Source organism: Phyllobacterium sp. 01N428 (assembly GCF_056399405.1).
This window is the reverse complement of record NZ_JBFTRH010000007.1, coordinates 83,874-100,261: the sequence shown is the minus strand read 5'-3', so window position 1 is coordinate 100,261 and position 16,388 is coordinate 83,874. Positions and strand designations below refer to the sequence as shown.

The 16,388-nt window shown below is 59.3% G+C and carries 19 protein-coding genes; 15 read left to right on the top strand and 4 right to left on the bottom strand.

The genetic code is table 11. The annotated features are described in order from the left end of the window. Positions 1–33 precede the first annotated feature (33 nt). The 10 genes from scpB (at position 34) to AC1DNI_RS17345 (ending at position 7,635) form a co-directional block, all read left to right on the top strand. Positions 34–717: an SMC-Scp complex subunit ScpB gene (gene scpB / locus AC1DNI_RS17390; RefSeq protein ID WP_477692890.1), complete on the top strand. Its 684-nt coding sequence runs from the start codon at positions 34–36 to the stop codon at positions 715–717. Positions 718–902: 185 nt separating this feature from the next. Beyond that, a complete protein-coding gene (locus tag AC1DNI_RS17385; protein WP_027231478.1) occupies positions 903–1,130 on the top strand; it encodes a twin-arginine translocase TatA/TatE family subunit in 228 nt (75 codons plus the stop codon). A 58-nt stretch (positions 1,131–1,188) separates the two neighbouring features. After that, positions 1,189–1,803, top strand: a complete 615-nt coding sequence (gene tatB / locus AC1DNI_RS17380; RefSeq protein WP_477692735.1) for a Sec-independent protein translocase protein TatB — start codon at positions 1,189–1,191, stop codon at positions 1,801–1,803. Next, entirely contained in the window at positions 1,800–2,624 is an 825-nt protein-coding gene (gene tatC, locus AC1DNI_RS17375; protein WP_113280711.1) for a twin-arginine translocase subunit TatC, read from the top strand. Before tatB ends, tatC begins: the two co-directional genes overlap by 4 nt. A gap of 64 nt (positions 2,625–2,688) precedes the next feature. Then, complete coding sequence (serS, locus tag AC1DNI_RS17370) at positions 2,689–3,972, top strand: serine--tRNA ligase (RefSeq protein WP_477692734.1); 1,284 nt, start codon at positions 2,689–2,691, stop codon at positions 3,970–3,972. A gap of 17 nt (positions 3,973–3,989) precedes the next feature. Then, on the top strand, positions 3,990–4,748 hold the full coding sequence (gene surE, locus AC1DNI_RS17365) for a 5'/3'-nucleotidase SurE (RefSeq protein WP_091945896.1): 759 nt from the start codon (positions 3,990–3,992) through the stop codon (positions 4,746–4,748). Continuing rightward, a complete protein-coding gene (locus AC1DNI_RS17360; protein WP_027231473.1) occupies positions 4,745–5,398 on the top strand; it encodes a protein-L-isoaspartate(D-aspartate) O-methyltransferase in 654 nt (217 codons plus the stop codon). Before surE ends, AC1DNI_RS17360 begins: the two co-directional genes overlap by 4 nt. Positions 5,399–5,591: 193 nt before the next feature. Continuing rightward, positions 5,592–6,911: a peptidoglycan DD-metalloendopeptidase family protein gene (locus tag AC1DNI_RS17355; protein WP_477692733.1), complete on the top strand. Its 1,320-nt coding sequence runs from the start codon at positions 5,592–5,594 to the stop codon at positions 6,909–6,911. Positions 6,912–7,000: 89 nt separating this feature from the next. Continuing rightward, the gene (locus AC1DNI_RS17350; RefSeq protein ID WP_477692889.1) at positions 7,001–7,309 is read left to right on the top strand and encodes a type II toxin-antitoxin system HicA family toxin; all 309 of its coding nucleotides are present in this window, start codon (positions 7,001–7,003) and stop codon (positions 7,307–7,309) included. After that, positions 7,306–7,635 (top strand): type II toxin-antitoxin system HicB family antitoxin, encoded by a 330-nt coding sequence (locus AC1DNI_RS17345; RefSeq protein ID WP_091921725.1) that lies wholly within the window; start codon positions 7,306–7,308, stop codon positions 7,633–7,635. The genes AC1DNI_RS17350 and AC1DNI_RS17345 overlap by 4 nt, the downstream gene beginning before the upstream one ends. Here the strand turns inward: AC1DNI_RS17345 and AC1DNI_RS17340 are convergent, their stop codons facing one another. Continuing rightward, the gene (locus AC1DNI_RS17340; RefSeq protein ID WP_027231469.1) at positions 7,636–8,499 is read right to left on the bottom strand and encodes an ATP-binding protein; all 864 of its coding nucleotides are present in this window, start codon (positions 8,497–8,499) and stop codon (positions 7,636–7,638) included. Positions 8,500–8,662: 163 nt separating this feature from the next. Between AC1DNI_RS17340 and yajC the strand changes: the two genes are divergently transcribed. The 4 genes from yajC (at position 8,663) to AC1DNI_RS17320 (ending at position 12,571) form a co-directional block, all read left to right on the top strand. After that, positions 8,663–8,998, top strand: coding sequence for a preprotein translocase subunit YajC (gene yajC, locus AC1DNI_RS17335; protein WP_091921723.1), 336 nt, complete (start codon positions 8,663–8,665; stop codon positions 8,996–8,998). Between the two features lie 62 nt (positions 8,999–9,060). After that, positions 9,061–11,328 (top strand): protein translocase subunit SecD, encoded by a 2,268-nt coding sequence (gene secD / locus AC1DNI_RS17330; RefSeq protein ID WP_477692732.1) that lies wholly within the window; start codon positions 9,061–9,063, stop codon positions 11,326–11,328. 4 nt (positions 11,329–11,332) lie between these two features. Then, a complete protein-coding gene (locus tag AC1DNI_RS17325; protein WP_477692731.1) occupies positions 11,333–11,722 on the top strand; it encodes an Mth938-like domain-containing protein in 390 nt (129 codons plus the stop codon). A gap of 12 nt (positions 11,723–11,734) precedes the next feature. Then, positions 11,735–12,571, top strand: coding sequence for a phytoene/squalene synthase family protein (locus tag AC1DNI_RS17320; RefSeq protein WP_477692730.1), 837 nt, complete (start codon positions 11,735–11,737; stop codon positions 12,569–12,571). Positions 12,572–12,703: 132 nt separating this feature from the next. On the opposite strand, the gene trmFO is transcribed toward AC1DNI_RS17320, so the two are convergent. Together trmFO and AC1DNI_RS17310 are read right to left on the bottom strand one after the other, a co-directional pair. Next, the gene (trmFO, locus tag AC1DNI_RS17315) at positions 12,704–14,113 is read right to left on the bottom strand and encodes a methylenetetrahydrofolate--tRNA-(uracil(54)-C(5))-methyltransferase (FADH(2)-oxidizing) TrmFO (RefSeq protein WP_477692729.1); all 1,410 of its coding nucleotides are present in this window, start codon (positions 14,111–14,113) and stop codon (positions 12,704–12,706) included. An 85-nt stretch (positions 14,114–14,198) separates the two neighbouring features. Next, positions 14,199–15,146 carry an aldo/keto reductase gene (locus AC1DNI_RS17310; protein WP_477692728.1) on the bottom strand — a complete coding sequence of 316 codons (948 nt, stop codon included), beginning with the start codon at positions 15,144–15,146 and terminating at the stop codon, positions 14,199–14,201. Positions 15,147–15,285: 139 nt separating this feature from the next. Here AC1DNI_RS17310 and AC1DNI_RS17305 point away from each other — a divergent pair, with 139 nt between their 5' ends. Next, positions 15,286–15,864 carry a hypothetical protein gene (locus AC1DNI_RS17305; protein ID WP_477692727.1) on the top strand — a complete coding sequence of 193 codons (579 nt, stop codon included), beginning with the start codon at positions 15,286–15,288 and terminating at the stop codon, positions 15,862–15,864. A 159-nt stretch (positions 15,865–16,023) separates the two neighbouring features. On the opposite strand, the gene AC1DNI_RS17300 is transcribed toward AC1DNI_RS17305, so the two are convergent. Then, entirely contained in the window at positions 16,024–16,170 is a 147-nt protein-coding gene (locus AC1DNI_RS17300) for a DUF1127 domain-containing protein (protein ID WP_081815883.1), read from the bottom strand. Positions 16,171–16,388 lie beyond the last annotated feature (218 nt).

Below are 16,388 nucleotides of genomic sequence, written 5' to 3'. Positions count from 1 at the left end.
AACATTCACGATACGCTGGAAGACGACGAAATCATGGAGCCGGGCGCGAGCTGGACAGCGCGGATCGGGATTTCCGAGGCGCTGCGCATGGTGGAAGCGATCCTGTTTGCGTCCGCTGAACCCGTTACCGAGAAGGCGTTGCAGGAACGGCTGCCATCCGGCGTCGATGTTCCAGCCCTCCTCGGCGAGCTTCAGGAGTTCTATGCAAAGCGCGGTATCAACCTGCGTCAGGTCGGCGGCGCCTGGGCGTTTCGGACCGCGGCGGATCTCGCCTTCCTGATGAACCGCGAGGCGGTGCAACAGAAGAAGCTGTCGCGAGCGGCGCTCGAAGTCTTGGCTATCATCGCATACCACCAGCCGGTGACGCGCGCCGAGCTTGAAGACATTCGCGGCGTCGAAACGTCGAAGGGAACGCTCGACGTTCTCATGGAAACAGGTTGGATAAAGTTCCGCGGCCGCAGGCGCACGCCCGGACGGCCGATAACCTACGGCACCACGGCGTCATTCCTCGATCATTTCGGCCTGCAAGAGGTGCGCGATCTGCCGGGCATCGATGAACTGCGCGGGGCAGGCTTGTTGTCGGCGCGCATGCCTGCAAATTTCGCGGTGCCCGTTCCAACCAATGATCCGGATGAGCTGACCGAGGATGAGGATCCGCTAACGGACATCGATCTTGAGGAGCTTGGTCTTTTGACGCCGCGCGTCGAACATGATTGAGACAAGCTTTGGACTTAAGGATAATGTGGCCTAAACAACCCGTCACGCAAGATTTTGCGCGGGTTTTAAACTTGGGCCTTGCGCGTCGCTTACATGAATGTGAAAGAGCAAGCAGCTCTAGTGTTTGAAAAGCACGGGGAAAAGGCATAGATCAGCCCGAACCATTGGGCGAATGTGAGGAAATTATGGGTAGTTTTTCAATCTGGCACTGGCTTATCGTGCTTGCAGTCGTGCTTCTTCTGTTCGGTCGCGGCAAAATTCCGGAACTGATGGGCGATGTTGCCAAGGGCATCAAGAACTTCAAAAGCGGCATGAGCGATGAAGACGAAGCAACGGCCGACGGCTCGAAGACGATCGACAACCAGACTGGCCAGCCGGTGAACTCGGTCAAGGAAAAGACGACCAAGTCTTGATCGGCAATGATTAGCCTCGTCATGGGCGCGGCGGATTTGCCGCGCTGGAGCATGTTGAATGTTTGAAGTCGGTTGGTCGGAAATCCTGGTTATCGTGATCGTCCTGATCGTGGTGGTCGGTCCGAAGGATTTGCCGAAGATGATACGCGCCTTTGGCAAGGCAACAGCGAAATTTCGTGCAACGGCCGGAGAATTCCGCCGCCAGTTCGACGAGGCGCTCAAGGAAGCGGAGCTTGACGATGTCCGCGACATCATCAACGACGCTAAAAGCCTCGATCCGCGCAGCGATATCCGCAAGGTCTTCGATCCGGTAAGGACGATGGGCGAGGATATTCGCTCAAGTCTCAAGGACGTGGCTGCATCAGCCAAGGATAACGTTGCCATTCCCGATCCGAGCGCGCCCGGCGCAGCTCAGCTCCAGCCGCAGGTGATGGAACCATTACCGGCAGCGACGCAGGCTGCTTCGACTGTCGCCGAGCCCAAGACTGAAGCGCCGGCAAAGAAACCGGCTGTGCGGAAGTCAAAGCCGGCGGCGCCCAAGGCAACCGAAGTGAAGGCCGCATCTGCCAAGACCGCCGCTTCCAAGGCTCCGGTAGCCAAGGCTGCCAAGGCGCCCGCAAAGACAACGGCCAAGCCGCGCGCCAAGACTGGCGATACGGGGAAACAATCTTGAACAAGTCCGACGACGAAATCGACAAGAGCTCAGCGCCTCTGATCGAGCACCTCATTGAATTGCGCCGGCGTCTGATCTGGGCGCTTGTTGCGTTCTTCGTCGCATTCCTCGGCTGTTTCCACTATGGCAAGCAGCTCTTCAATCTTCTCGTTATTCCCTATCAATGGGCCGTGGGCTGGGCGGGTTTCGATCCGGCCAAGGCCCAGCTGATCTATACGGCGCCGCAGGAATTCTTCTTCACTCAGGTGAAGATCGCCATGTTCGGTGGCATCGTGCTGGCCTTCCCGGTGATCGCCTCGCAGATCTACAAATTCGTCGCGCCTGGCCTTTACCGCAATGAGCGCATGGCATTCCTGCCTTTTCTCGTTGCGTCACCGATCCTCTTCCTCATGGGCGGGGCCCTCGTTTATTTCTTCTTCACACCGATGGTGATGTGGTTCTTCCTCGCCATGCAGCAGCAAGGCGTCGCAGGTGAAGTGCAGATCTCGCTCCTGCCGAAGGTTTCCGAGTATCTCAGCCTGATCATGACGCTGATTTTCGCGTTTGGCCTGGTGTTCCAGCTTCCGGTCGTTGCGACGTTGCTGGCCCGCGTCGGTCTCGTTGGCTATGACGGCATGAAGTCGAAGCGCAAATACGCCATCGTCATCGCCTTCATCGTTGCCGCCGTGATTACGCCGCCGGATCCGGTCAGCCAGATCGGTCTTGCGCTCCCGACGATCATTCTCTACGAGATTTCCATCTGGATGGTGCGTCTGGTCGAGAGGAAGCGTGCAGCGGCCGAAGCCGAAGCGCAATCGGGCTCAAGCGAAGTCTCCTCCTGACACTCTCCGATTTCGCCGGGTTTTCGGGCCCATTTTACCACGCATCCAAGACGGCTTTACTCCCATGCTCGACATCAAATGGATCCGCGAGAATCCGCAAGCGCTTGACGCAGCTCTGGCCAAACGAGGCAATGAGCCGGCGTCGTCCCGCCTGATCGAGCTCGACGAAAAGCGCCGCCAGCATATCGGCAAATTGCAGGAGGCGCAGGAGCGCCGCAACGCCGCGTCCAAGGAAATCGGCAAGGCCATGGGCGCCAAGGACCAGGCGACTGCGGATCGGCTGAAGGCCGAGGTCGCCGACATCAAGCTGTTCCTGCAGTCGGCCGAAGAGGAAGAGCGTCAGCTCGACCGTGCCCTGACCGATGCGCTCTCAGTACTTCCTAACATTCCGCTCGAAAGCGTGCCGGTCGGCAAGGACGAGTCCGACAATGTCGAGGTGCACCGCATCGGGCAGCTGAAGAACTTCGCCTTCGAGCCGAAGGAGCATTTCGAGATCGGCGAACAGCTCGGCTACATGGATTTTGAACGCGCCGCGCGTCTTTCCGGCAGCCGTTTCACGGTGCTGAAGAGCCAGCTTGCACGGCTCGAGCGGGCGCTCGGACAGTTCATGCTGGACCTGCACACGCAAGAGCACGGCTACATGGAAGTGAGCCCGCCGCTCCTCGTCAATGACGAGGTTCTGTACGGGACGGGCCAATTGCCGAAATTTGCCGAGGATTTGTTCCAGACGACCGAAGGCCGCTACCTCATCCCGACCGCCGAAGTGCCGCTGACAAATCTCGTACGCGAGGAAATCCTCGACATACGCGACCTGCCGCTGCGCATGACCGCACTGACCGCGTGCTTCCGTTCGGAAGCCGGGTCGGCCGGGCGCGATACCCGGGGCATGCTGCGCCAGCACCAGTTCATGAAGGTCGAGTTGGTGTCGATCACCGATGCGGAACGTTCGATCGAGGAACATGAACGCATGACATCCTGCGCCGAGGAGGTGCTAAAGCGTCTTGATCTGTCGTTCCGCACCGTGACGCTGTGCACGGGCGACATGGGCTTTGGCGCGCAGAAGACTTATGACATCGAGGTCTGGCTGCCGGGGCAGAAGAGCTACCGCGAGATTTCGAGCTGCTCTGTCTGCGGCGATTTCCAGGCCCGTCGCATGAATGCGCGCTACCGGCCGGAAGGGGAGAAGTCGACGCGCTTCGTCCATACGCTGAATGGTTCCGGTGTCGCGGTCGGCCGCGCGCTTATCGCGGTTGTCGAAAATTACCAGAATGAGGACGGCAGCGTTACGGTTCCTCAAGCACTCGTGCCCTATATGGGTGGGCTGACACGAATCGAAAGAGCCGTTTAACAGGCAAGGATAGGGCAATGCGCATACTACTGACCAACGATGATGGAATTCATGCGGAAGGTCTGAGTGTGCTCGAAGGCATTGCCCGAAGCCTCTCGGACGATATCTGGGTGATCGCGCCGGAAACCGACCAGAGCGGTCTTGCGCACTCGCTGACGCTCTCCAATCCGCTGCGCTTGCGCAGGATCGACGAGCGGCACTTTGCATTGCGCGGCACGCCGACGGATTGTGTGATCATGGGCGTGAAGCACCTGATGCCGGAGCCGCCTGACCTTATCCTCTCGGGCGTCAATGCGGGATCGAATACCGCCGATGACGTCACCTATTCGGGAACCATCGCCGGTGCCATCGAAGGCACGTTGCTCGGCATCAGGTCGATTGCGCTGTCGCAGGAATATGGCCTTGAGGGCGACGCCCGGGTGCTGCCCTGGGACGTCGTGGCAGCGCATGCGCCGGACCTGTTGAAGAAGTTGCTCGGCGTCGAATTGCCGAAGGGCGTCCTCATAAATCTCAATTTCCCGAACTGCAACGCCGGCGCCGTCGCCGGGACGCGGGTGACCGTACAGGGCAAGCTTTCGCATGGCCTCGCCATCGAAGAGCGTCATGACGGGCGTGGTCTGCCCTATTACTGGCTGCGCTACGGGCGGGGCAAGGATGTGCCCGCAGAAAACAGCGATGTCGCGGCGATCCGCAAGAATTTCATCTCGATAACGCCCCTCCAGCTCGACCTCACCGCGCACGAGACGCGTGCGGCGCTGGAGGATGCCTTCGCATGAAGCCTGCATTGTCCGAACGGGAGGGGTTTGCCGCGTTCGTTTTGCGCATGCGCTCGCTCGGCAATACCGACCAACGCCTGCTCGGTGCCTTCGAGGCGACGCCGCGCATGGCGTTCGTCAATGGCAATCTTGGTACTCTGGCCTATGGGCAGGGGATGCTGCCGATCGAGTGCGGCGAGTTCATGGAAGGGCTCGACCTTCAGGCGCAGCTGATCAAGTCGCTCGATCTCGAGCCGACGCACCGCGTGCTGGAGGTTGGTACTGGCACAGGCTTCACAGCTGCCGTCATGGCGCGTCTTGCGGGCCGTGTCCTGTCGCTGGAGCGCTACAAAACGCTTGCCGAGCTTGCCCAGCAACGGCTGCAAGCGCTGAAGATCGAGAACACCTTCGTCAAACATGCCGACGGCAGGCATGGCCTTGCCAATGACGGCCCGTTTGACCGGATCATTGTCTGGGGCTCGTTCGAGAGCCTGCCGCGCCAATTCGTCGACCTCTTGTCGTCGAACGGCGTGATGATCGCGCCGATCGGCGCGCTTGAGGGCAGGCAGGTCATGGCCCGCCTTTCCAAGATCGGCAGCCGTTTCGAGCGCCAGGACATGATGCCGGTGCGTTTCCTGCCGCTTCTCGAAGGCCTCTCCGCCGCGCTCTGATCTCCATCATCAACTACGTGCACTCGGCGCGGCTCGTAGCGCGCCCGCGTGGCTATTTATAAGCCGACGTAGGGCAACCCTCTACGGGTTTGGTGAATTTTTCGCAAATTTTATGAGCACTTTAACCGTCGGGTAACATTAACGCGATCTAATGGCGCCAATAAACTTGTATTGAGTACGGGCGGGACATGCGATGCGTTTGAGTACATTAGACAAAGCGTCACGGCGGCTGGCTCTAAATGCCGCTATTCTTACGGTTGCTGGATTGGCTGCAGGTTGCAGCTCAGGCGTGCAGCGCTTCACCAGCGCCGATTTCAGCTCCGGCTACAGCGATAACCAGCGCGCCGTCATGGCGCAGAACAACGGCCCGCAGCCCTATACGCCGCCGGTCGATTCGACGCAGACCGCTTCGGTCGGCAGCGGAAAAGTTCAGCGCGGCAACCTGCCGCCAGTTGGCGCAGCCAGTGCGTCGGCCTTGCCGCCCGTATCGTCGCAGCCCTCGCGTCCTGCGCTTGCTCCGGTTGCCAGCGCTCCGGCGCGCAGCCAGCAGATGGCATCCGCTGAACCGGTCCAGCCCATGCGGGCGGCACCGCTTGGCTCCAGCACTAACACTTTGAAGACCCCCGACGGACGTGAAGCACGCATGCCTGCCCAGCCAGCCCACAATTCTGCCAACAACGTTGCCGTAATGCCGCAAGCGCCGCAGGTAAAGGCAACGCAGCCCAACGCTTCTACGTCTGCAAAGACGCCGGCTAATAATAACGGTGCCTATACGGTGCAGAGCGGCGATACGCTGCATGCGATCTCGCGCAAGACCGGCGCCAATGTCGAGGCCATCAAGCAGGCCAACAACATGACCGACGGTACTGTCCGTATCGGCCAGTCGCTGATCATTCCGCCTTCCAGCGGTTCGCTTGCGCAGAATGTCGCCAATAACATGAAGTCGAAGGGCGCGGTCGACCAGGTCAAGACCGCATCGACGCCGCCCGCCGAACAGCCCAAGGTTGTCGCCAACGCCGCGCCGACTGCAGCAACTCCGGCCAATGCCCAGCCTGACGGCCAAGCTAAGCCGTATACGCCGCCGCAGGCAAGCGAGAAGGTGATCGACGATGCGGAGAAGGACGTGGCCGCAGCGCCATCGGCGACCGGCGTCACCGGCATGCGTTGGCCGGTGCGTGGACGTGTCGTCGCCAATTACGGCAAGGGCAGCGATGGCATCGATATCTCGGTACCCGAAGGCACGCCGATCAAGGCTGCCGAGAACGGCGTCGTCATTTACTCGGGCGACGGCTTGAAGGAGTTCGGCAATACCGTGCTCGTGCGCCACGACAACGGTCTTGTCACCGTCTACGGCAATGCCAGCAAGCTCAATGTCCAGCGCGGACAGAAGGTCAAGCGCGGCGAGGAACTCGGCAAGTCGGGCATGACCGGCAACGCCACCCAGCCGAAATTGCACTTCGAGGTGCGCAAGAACTCGACGCCGGTTGATCCGTCAAAATATCTAGAATCCTGATCAGGCTTCGACCGAGAGCTCAAAGCCGTTATGTAATTTGGCCCCTGAAAGTTGGATATCAACCTTCGGGGGTTTTGCATTTTAGATTGATGATTATGCTAGCATTCAATGCTTGCAAGCAATATATTTTAAGAGGTATTTTGATGAATAGCAGGCATAGGCGAACCCTGCTCGCTGTCTTTTCTGACCCGGTCTCTGGCTCGATAGCATGGTCGGATATGGAAAGCTTGCTGGTCAGCGTCGTGGCACGGGCGATCGAGGGCAGTGGCTCGCGTGTCAAATTTGAAAAGGATGGTGAACTGGAAAGCTTTCACAGGCCTCATCCCACCAAGGAAGCAAAGCGCTATCAAGTCCGCGCCGCCCGGGCCTTTCTGGAAAGAATTGGAATCGAACCATGAACGTCATGCACTACAAGAATTACACTGCGAGGGTAGAGTATGATGACGAAGATGAAATCTTTTTCGGCAAAATCGCCGATATAAGCGATGGCGTCGGCTTTCATGCCGATACAGTCGTCGACCTTAAAGCGGCTTTTCATGAAGCGGTGGATGACTATATCGAGGCTTGCGCCAAGATCGGCAAGGAGCCGCAGAAGCCCTACTCGGGCAAGATGATGTTTCGGGTGAAGCCCGAAGTTCATCGCCGCGCAGTCCTCGCGGCGGAACGCGCCGGGAAAAGCCTCAACCAATGGGCCGAAGAGGCTTTGGACAAGGCGGCGAGCTGACTACAGCTTCTTCCCAAGCCGCCCAGCGAGATCCTGAGTGAACTGCCAGGCGACACGCCCCGAGCGCGAGCCGCGCGTCGTTGACCATTCCAGGGCGTCGGCATGGAGCTCGCCCTTTTCGACGCCAAGGTCAAAATGCGCGGCGTAGCCATCAATCATGGCCAGGTAATCGTCCTGGCTGCACTTGTGAAATCCGAGCCATAGGCCGAAACGGTCGGAAAGGGACACTTTTTCCTCCACCGCTTCCGACGGATTGATCGCCGTAGAGCGCTCGTTTTCGATCATGTCGCGCGGCAAGAGGTGCCGCCGGTTGGATGTCGCGTAAAAGATGACATTGTCCGGCCGGCCCTCGACACCGCCTTCGAGCGCAGCTTTCAGCGACTTGTAGGACGTATCGTCATGGTCGAAGGAAAGGTCATCGCAGAACAGGATAAACCGGTAGTCGGTGTCCTTGATCGCCGCCATGAGGGCAGGGAGACTGTCAATGTCCTCACGGTGGATCTCGACAAGCTTCAGGGGCGCGCCGTTATCGCCGGCTGCAGCATTGACGGAGGCGTGCACCGCTTTGACCAGCGAGGATTTGCCCATGCCGCGCGCGCCCCACAGGAGCACATTGTTGGCCTGGAAGCCTTCGGCAAAGCGCTTTGTATTGTCGAAAAGGATATCGCGCACAGTGTCGACGCCGCGGATCAGCGAGATATCGACGCGATTGACCCTGGTCACTGGATCGAAGGAGAGATGGTCCGGATTCCAGACGAAACAGTCGGCGCCATCAAGGTCGACTGCCTGCGGCTCGGGCGGCGCCATTCGCTCCAGTACCTTAATCAAGCGGTCAAGTTTATCCGTCAGCAATTCCCGCGACATTCCCATCCAGCCTTTGCTTTACCTGCGCACCTGCAACTATCATGTTGACGATAAATCGAAAAGCCGCCCTCACGGTTTTGTACGGTTGCTTTTGTCAACGCAAACATTGTATTGCGCAGGCTCAGGTATAATCAAAATATGTCTTCTCTGGAGGTTTGTCTCAATGTTCGTAACTCCTGCATATGCACAGGCCGCCGGCGGCGCACCGGAAATGCTCATGAGCATTCTGCCATTCATCCTCATCTTCGTGATCATGTACTTCCTCATCATCCGTCCGCAGCGCACGGCGGCGAAGAAGCGCGAGGAACAGCTGAAGGCAATTCGCCGCGGCGACACGATCGTCACCGGCGGCGGTTTCATCGCCAAGGTCGTGAAGGTGTATGAGGATACGGGCGAACTCGATGTCGAGATCGGCGATGGCGTCAAGGCACGGGTGTTGCGCGGCATGGTCGCCGATGTACGGGTCAAGGGCGAACCGGTTGCCGATAACAAGAAATAAGGCATAGTTACGGGGCGGCCACTGAGCCGCCCTGTTGATTCTATGCCGAAGGTTATTGCCGAATGCTCTATTTCAGCCGCTGGAAGACCGTACTCATTTGGGCCGTTGTTCTGGCAGCCGTCATATTGGCTCTTCCCAATCTGTTCACGCAGGATCAACTGGTAAAGCTGCCGGACTGGCTGCCGAAGAAGCAGCTTGCCCTCGGGCTTGATCTCGAAGGCGGATCGCGCATCGGCCTGCAGGTCGACAAGGACCATCTCCCCGATACGGATGCGACGATGGCGGTGCTGACGCGGCGCCTGAGCGAACTCGGCTATACAAATCCGAATGTCGAGGGCCAGCGCAACGGGCGTATCCTTGTCGAAGTGCCGGGCCTCTACGATTCGCAGCTCCTCAAGGACATATTGAGCCTGACAGGCGAACTCACCTTCCAGATGGTGGATTCATCGATGCCGGCTCAGAAGGCAGTCGATGGCACACCGCCGGAAGGCGATGAGGTCGTCTATTCCTTCGACGATCCGCCGGTTCCCTATCTGGTCAAGACCGAGCCGCTCGTCTCGAACAAGAATTTTGTCGACGCGCAGGCCGGTATCGACACAGCGTCACAAGAGCCGGTGGTGACGTTCCGGCTCGACAGCATCGGCGCCGATCGCTTCTCCAAGGCGACGAAAGCCAATGTCGGGCAGTCCTTTGCTATTGTCCTCGACAATCAGGTTCTGTCCGCGCCGGTGATCAGCGAGGCCATTCCCGGCAACACCGGGCAGATTACCGGTAATTTCGACCTCTCTGGCGCGAGCAATCTTGCGCTTGTCATGCGTGCGGGCGCCTTGCCGACCGATGTTACCGTGATCGAAGAGCGCACCATCGGTACCGACCTGGGCGCTGCAGCCGTATCATCCGGCAAGATTGCGGCCCTGATCGGCGCAGCGCTCGTCATCCTATTCATGCTGCTGACCTATGGCTTCCTCGGGGTCATCGCCAGCGTTGCCCTTGTCGTCAATGTCCTCCTGATCCTTGCCGTGCTGACGCTCTTCGGCGCGCCGCTGACCCTTGCCGGTGTCGCCGGTATCGTCCTGACGATCGGCATGGCGGTGGATTCGAACGTCCTTATTTATGAACGCATCCGTGAAGACCGGCGGGCGGGCTTTTCAGTCATCCAGGCCATCGACTCCGGGTTTTCCCGGGCGCTTGCGACAATTGTCGATGCCAACGTGACCACGCTGATTGCAGCGCTCGTCCTGTTCATTCTCGGCAGCGGCCCCGTGCACGGCTTCGCACTCACGGTGACGATCGGCATCGTTACGACGCTGTTCACGACATTCACATTGACCAGGTGGCTCATATCGATCTGGGTGCAACGCTCGAAGCCAAAGGAAGTACCTGGCGCACCGCTCAAGCTCGTGCCGAACAACACCAGAATTCCGTTCATGAAACTGCGCGGCCTGACCCTCGGGTTTTCGGCGCTGTCGAGCATTGCCGCCATCGTCCTCTTTGCCGTTGTCGGCATGAATTTCGGCATCGATTTCAAGGGCGGCACGTTGGTCGAAATCCAGTCGCGGCAAGGGCCGATCGACCTCGACGATGTTTATAGCCGGCTCGATGATCTGAACATTGGCGAGGTCAAGATCGAACCGTTTAAGTCGGACGACCGCGCCTTGATAACGGTTGGAAGCCAGGGCGAGGGCGAGAATGCCGAGCAGACCGTCGGCGTCAAGATCCGCGGCGAACTGCAGGACGACTACGATTTCCGCCGTGTCGATGTCATCGGCCCGTCCGTATCGAGTGGATTGTCGCAGGCGGGTGTGCTCGCCGTGGTCCTGTCGCTCGTCGCCATCCTTGCCTATGTCTGGTTCCGCTTCGAGTGGCATTTTGCGCTCGGCGCGATCCTTGCCACGATCCACGACGTCGTGCTCATCGTCGGCATGTTCGTTATCTTCCAGATGGAATTCAATCTCTGGAGCATCGCGGCGCTTCTTGCCATCGTCGGCTACTCGCTCAACGATACGGTGGTGATTTATGATCGTGTCCGCGAAAACCTCAGGCGCCATGGCAACACCATGTCGCTGTCGGCCGTTCTCGATGCATCGATCAATCAAACCTTGTCGCGCACTATCCTGACTTCGCTTGCTACCTTCCTCGCACTCCTTATGCTTTACATCTATGGCGGCGATGACGTGCGTTCCTTTGCGCTGACGATCGCCGTCGGTATCATTGTTGCGACCTATTCGTCGATCTTCGTGGCCGGTCCGCTATTGATGTTGTTCGGGCTCAAGGGCCGCGACGTTGTTGATGACACCCCGAGGGTGGCGTCCGAGCAGAACGGAGTTTAGGGACTTGGCCAAGGGCATTGAAATCCGGGACGCCCATTTTCCGGGGCGCGCGCCGATCGATGCCTATGGCAATGGCGGATTTCGCTTTGCCGACATGTCCCATCGTGGCTCGATTCTGTGTCTTCCGTCAGGCATTCATGGCTGGGAGCCGAAAACGCCGCCAATCGTGACGGCTGCCGATTTGTCGCTCGTGATCGAGCAAGCGGATGACATCGAGATCCTCTTGGTAGGCACAGGCACGGAATTGCGCCGGCTGCCACAGGAATTGCGCGACGCCTTGCGCAAATACCGCATTTCCGCCGATCCCATGAGCACAGGCGCGGCAGTGCGCACCTATAATGTCTTGCTGGCCGAAGATCGGGCGGTGGCGGCTGCCTTGATCGCCGTCGATTAAGGCGGCATCTCGATGAACGCCAATGAAACCTACTGCATGCAGTTCCTGCGCGATGCGGACCCTGATCGCTATGTCTCGATTCTCTATGCCCCCGAGGACAAGCGCGGCGCGCTGGCGTCGATTTATGCTTTCAATGCGGAGATCGCCCGCATTCGCGACCTGATCCATGATCCGTTGCCCGGCGAGGTACGGCTGCAATGGTGGCGCGATCTGATCAACGGCACCGAACATGGCGCGGTCTCGGCGAATCCGGTGGCCGCCGCGCTCCTCAACACGATCAAGACTCACGACCTGCCGCGGCAGGCTTTCGACAATTATTGCGAAGCCCGGATTTTCGACCTTTATGACGACCCGATGCCCAGCCGCAATGATCTTGAAGGCTATTGCGGCGAGACCGCGTCGGCGTTGATCCAGCTGGCATCGCTGGTGCTCGATGAGGATGCCGCGCTGAAGCAGGCGGATACGGCGGGACATGCCGGCGTTGCGCAGGCGATTGCCGGCCTGCTGCGGCTCCTGCCCCTGCACAGGCGGCGAGGCCAGATTTATATCCCGGCCGATATCCTGACAGCGGTCGGCTGCAGCCCGCAGAACCTCCTTGATGGTTCTGATGGGGAAGCGATTGCGCGCGCTGTCGCTGCCATGATTGCGCTTGCGACGGACCATTTGGCAAAGTTTGAAGCCGGCGCGAAGGAGCTGCGCGTCAGCCTGCGTCCTGCATACCTGCCGGCGCGGCTTACGCGTATCTATCTGAAAAAGCTCAAGGCAAAGGGCGCTGATGCTGCGAACGAAGTTGCCGATATCACGCCGCTGCGCCGGCAGTGGGCGATGCTGAAGGCTTCAGTCAGTTAGCATAGAGAAGGCCGATCGCGGAAGCAGCACCCCCCGGCCTTGCCGGGCATCCCCCCGCAAGCGGAAAGATGGGCGGCCGCCCAAAGTGGTGAGCACACTTGAGGAAACGAAACTCCGATTTAAAGTAGCTTGCTACTCCGCAGCCTCGGCAATCGCCGGCAATCCGAGCCAGGTGCGACAATCGGCGAGGGCGCGGGCGCTCATGGCGCGCTTCTTGGCATTGGATTTTTCCTTGCCGCGCAGGCGTTTGCCTTCCGACTTCGGTGCCTCGATAGGCGGGAAGAGCCCGTAATTGACGTTCATCGGCTGGAAGGAGCGCTTCCCCGGTTCCTCATCGGTGACGATATGGCCGCCGGTAATGTGGCCGAGGAGCGCCCCGAATGCCGACGTGGCCGGCGGCGGCGTAACGGCTTGGCCCAGTCGTTCGGCGGCGGCAAACCGGCCGGCGAGGAGACCGATGGCCGCCGATTCTACATATCCCTCGCAGCCGGTGATCTGACCGGCAAAGCGCAGGCCTGGCCGGCTTTTCAATTGCAGCGTCGGGTCGAGGAGGGTGGGCGAATTCAGGTAGGTATTGCGGTGCAGGCCGCCGAGGCGCGCGAACTCGGCGTTTTCGAGCCCGGGGATCATGCGGAATATTTCGGTCTGCGCCCCATATTTCAGCTTCGTCTGGAAGCCCACCATGTTGTAGAGCGTGCCAAGCGCATTATCCTGGCGCAGCTGCACGACTGCATAGGCCTTGACTGTGGGATTGTGCGCATTGGTGAGCCCCATGGGCTTCATCGGACCGTGGCGCAGCGTCTCCGGCCCGCGTTCCGCCATGATCTCGATGGGGAGGCAGCCGTCGAAATAGGGCGTGCCTTCCCACTGCTTGAATTCCGTCTTGTCGCCGGCAATCAGGGCCTGCACGAAGGCCTCGTATTGCTCCTTGGTCATCGGGCAGTTGATGTAATCCTTGCCGGTGCCGCCCGGTCCAACCTTGTCGTAGCGCGACTGGAACCAGCAGACGTTCATGTCGATCGAATCGAAATGCACGATCGGAGCAATCGCATCGAAAAAGGCGAGGGCGTCGGCGCTGGTCTCACGGCCGATGGCCTCGGCAAGCGAAGGAGCCGTCAGCGGTCCGGTCGCTATGATGGCTTTGTCCCAGTCTGCTGGCGGCAGGCCGGTGATCTCTTCGCGCACGATCGTGATGAGGGGATGCGCATAGAGGATTGCGGTGACCTTATCGGAAAAACCGTCGCGGTCGACAGCAAGGGCGCTGCCGGCCGGCACCTGGTGGGCGTCTGCCGCAGCCATGATCAGCGAATTGGCAAGCCGCATTTCGGCGTGAAGCACGCCGACCGCATTGGTTTCGGCATCGTCGGAACGGAACGAATTGGAGCAGACCAACTCGGCCAGTCCTTCGGTCTTATGGGCATCCGTGCCGCGCACGGGGCGCATTTCATGCAGGATGACAGGCACACCGGCTTGCGCCAGTTGCCATGAGGCTTCGGAACCGGCGAGACCGCCGCCAATGATGTGTACAGGTTTAATGGACATGGCTTTCCAATAAACGCTTTGACCGCCCGCATCAATGTGCAAAAGCCGCCGCACGGTGCAATGCGGCGGCTTTCGATCCAAGCGATCAGGCGCTGGCCTTGTCGAGTTGGGTAACGTCTTCGGCACTCAGGTTGATCGAAGCCGCCTTGATCAGGCTGTCCAACTGTTCAAGGGACGTCGCGCTGGCAATCGGGGCGGTCACGCCTTCGCGCTGCATAATCCAGGCGAGGGCGATTTCCGCGGGCTTCGCCTTGTGCTTGGCGGCAATATCGTCAAGCGCGGCAAGAATGCGGAATCCACGCGGATTGAGATAATCGTTGATGCCGCCGCCGCGCGCGCTTTTGCCAAGGTCGGCTTCGCTGCGATACTTGCCGGACAGAAAGCCGCGCGCGAGGCTGAAATAGGTAATGACGCCGATATCTTCGGCCATGCAGAGGTCCCGCAGTGCACCGTCATAACTCTTGCGGTCGTAGAGATTATACTCCGGCTGGAGCACATCGTAGCGCGGCAGGCCAGTTTCCCTGGATACGTCGAGTGCGGCACGCAGTTGCTGGGCATCGAGATTGGATGCGCCGATTGACTTGACCTTGCCCGCCTTCAGGAGTTGCGCGTGCGCGCCGAGGGTCTCCTCGTAGGGTGTTTCCGGATCCGGCCAGTGCGAAAGATAGAGATCGATCGCATCAACCTGCAGCCGGCGCAAGGAAGCCTCGGCGGCCTTGGCGATATGGGCAGCCGAAAGGTCCTTCTTGCCCTGTCCCATGTCGGAGCCGACTTTGGTGATAATGACAATTTTGTCGCGATTTTTGCGCGATTTCATCCATTCGCCGATGATGGTTTCGGATTCGCCGCCTTCATTGCCGGACACCCAGCGCGAATAGGCATCGGCCGTATCGACTGCGTTGAAGCCGGCATCGACGAAGCGATCAAGCAGGTCGAAGGATGTCTTCTTGTCTGCGGTCCAGCCAAAGACATTCCCGCCAAAGACGAGCGGGGCGATGGAAAGGCCGGTTCGGCCGAGACGGCGTTGTTGCATGATCATTCTCCGATTGGGTGAGGTGCGCCAGGGGTGATTTAGGGTGCGGCGCCGGCGGTTGCCATGTGAGGATTTCCGGGAGCAACCATATTATGCAAATCTGTTGGGCTTCGGTGAAAACAATTGTTAGTGTTGGCGCATGCAAACAAAAGTTTTAAATAAACTCGTCTTCTGTTTTCTTTTTCTCATTCTTTGCAGTCCCGCATCCATCGCCACGGCGCAGACCTTCAGTGTTTGCCACGGTTATGGCTGCTATTTTAAGACCAATGTGACGCTGACCACCACCGATCGTTCCCGCATAGCCTCCATCATGGCGTCCGGCCGCAAATCGCCAGAGGGCGAGCGCGCGGCGGTTCGCCGGGCGGTTCAAGTATTCGAACAACGCAATACGCAGGTGATTGGCGTCGTCGACCGGCCGAAAATGGATTTTGGCAAGGGACGCGAGCGCGGCCAGATGGATTGCGTGGACGAATCCACGAATACCGATCACTTCCTGCGCTATCTGCAGGGTGCAGGCCTGTTGCAGTTCCACACCGTTGCCCGGCGGGATTCGCGCGGAAGCTTTTTCGACGGGCGCTATCCACACTTCACTGCTGTTCTGAAGGACCGCAGCGGTACGCTTTGGGCAGTCGATTCCTGGTACGAGCCGGGAGGCGGCGCTCCAGACGTCATGACGCTCGCAGAATGGAAAAGCAGGGGATATGGCGGCGTCCGCTAAGGCTCAATAGGCTGGAGGCGGCCTGAAACAACAACACCCACCGCGGGAGGAGGTGCGGTGGGTGTCGTTTGATAAAGGCCGATCAGGGAGGAGGAGTATCGGCCTTTGATCGCGGGGGCTTCGGGAGGAGGATAAGCCCCGGCGATATTCTCTATGCGATTAGCGAATTGCGGACTTCTTGGCGACGTACGGGATGTCCGAACGGGCAATGCCGAGATCGCTGAGTTCGCGGGACGACAGGCGGTTCAATTCGGAAACCGTGTCGCGATAACGACGCCAGTTGCTGTAGGAGCGGATAAGGTTCATTTCAATCACCACTTCGGTTGTTGTTTGCTTGATCACTCTTGATCGTTGAGTGGAAGATAGTGCACGGCCCCTGAAAGTTGCAGAGCCAAGTTTGCAGATCAGCTATGCAATTGCTGCATTGCAACATTAATCGATGTTAATTGTTGCGGCGCACAAATGTCGCGATTGTGGCGCTGCGAGCACGCAGGGATCGCCATAGGAGGATGACCGCCACCTCG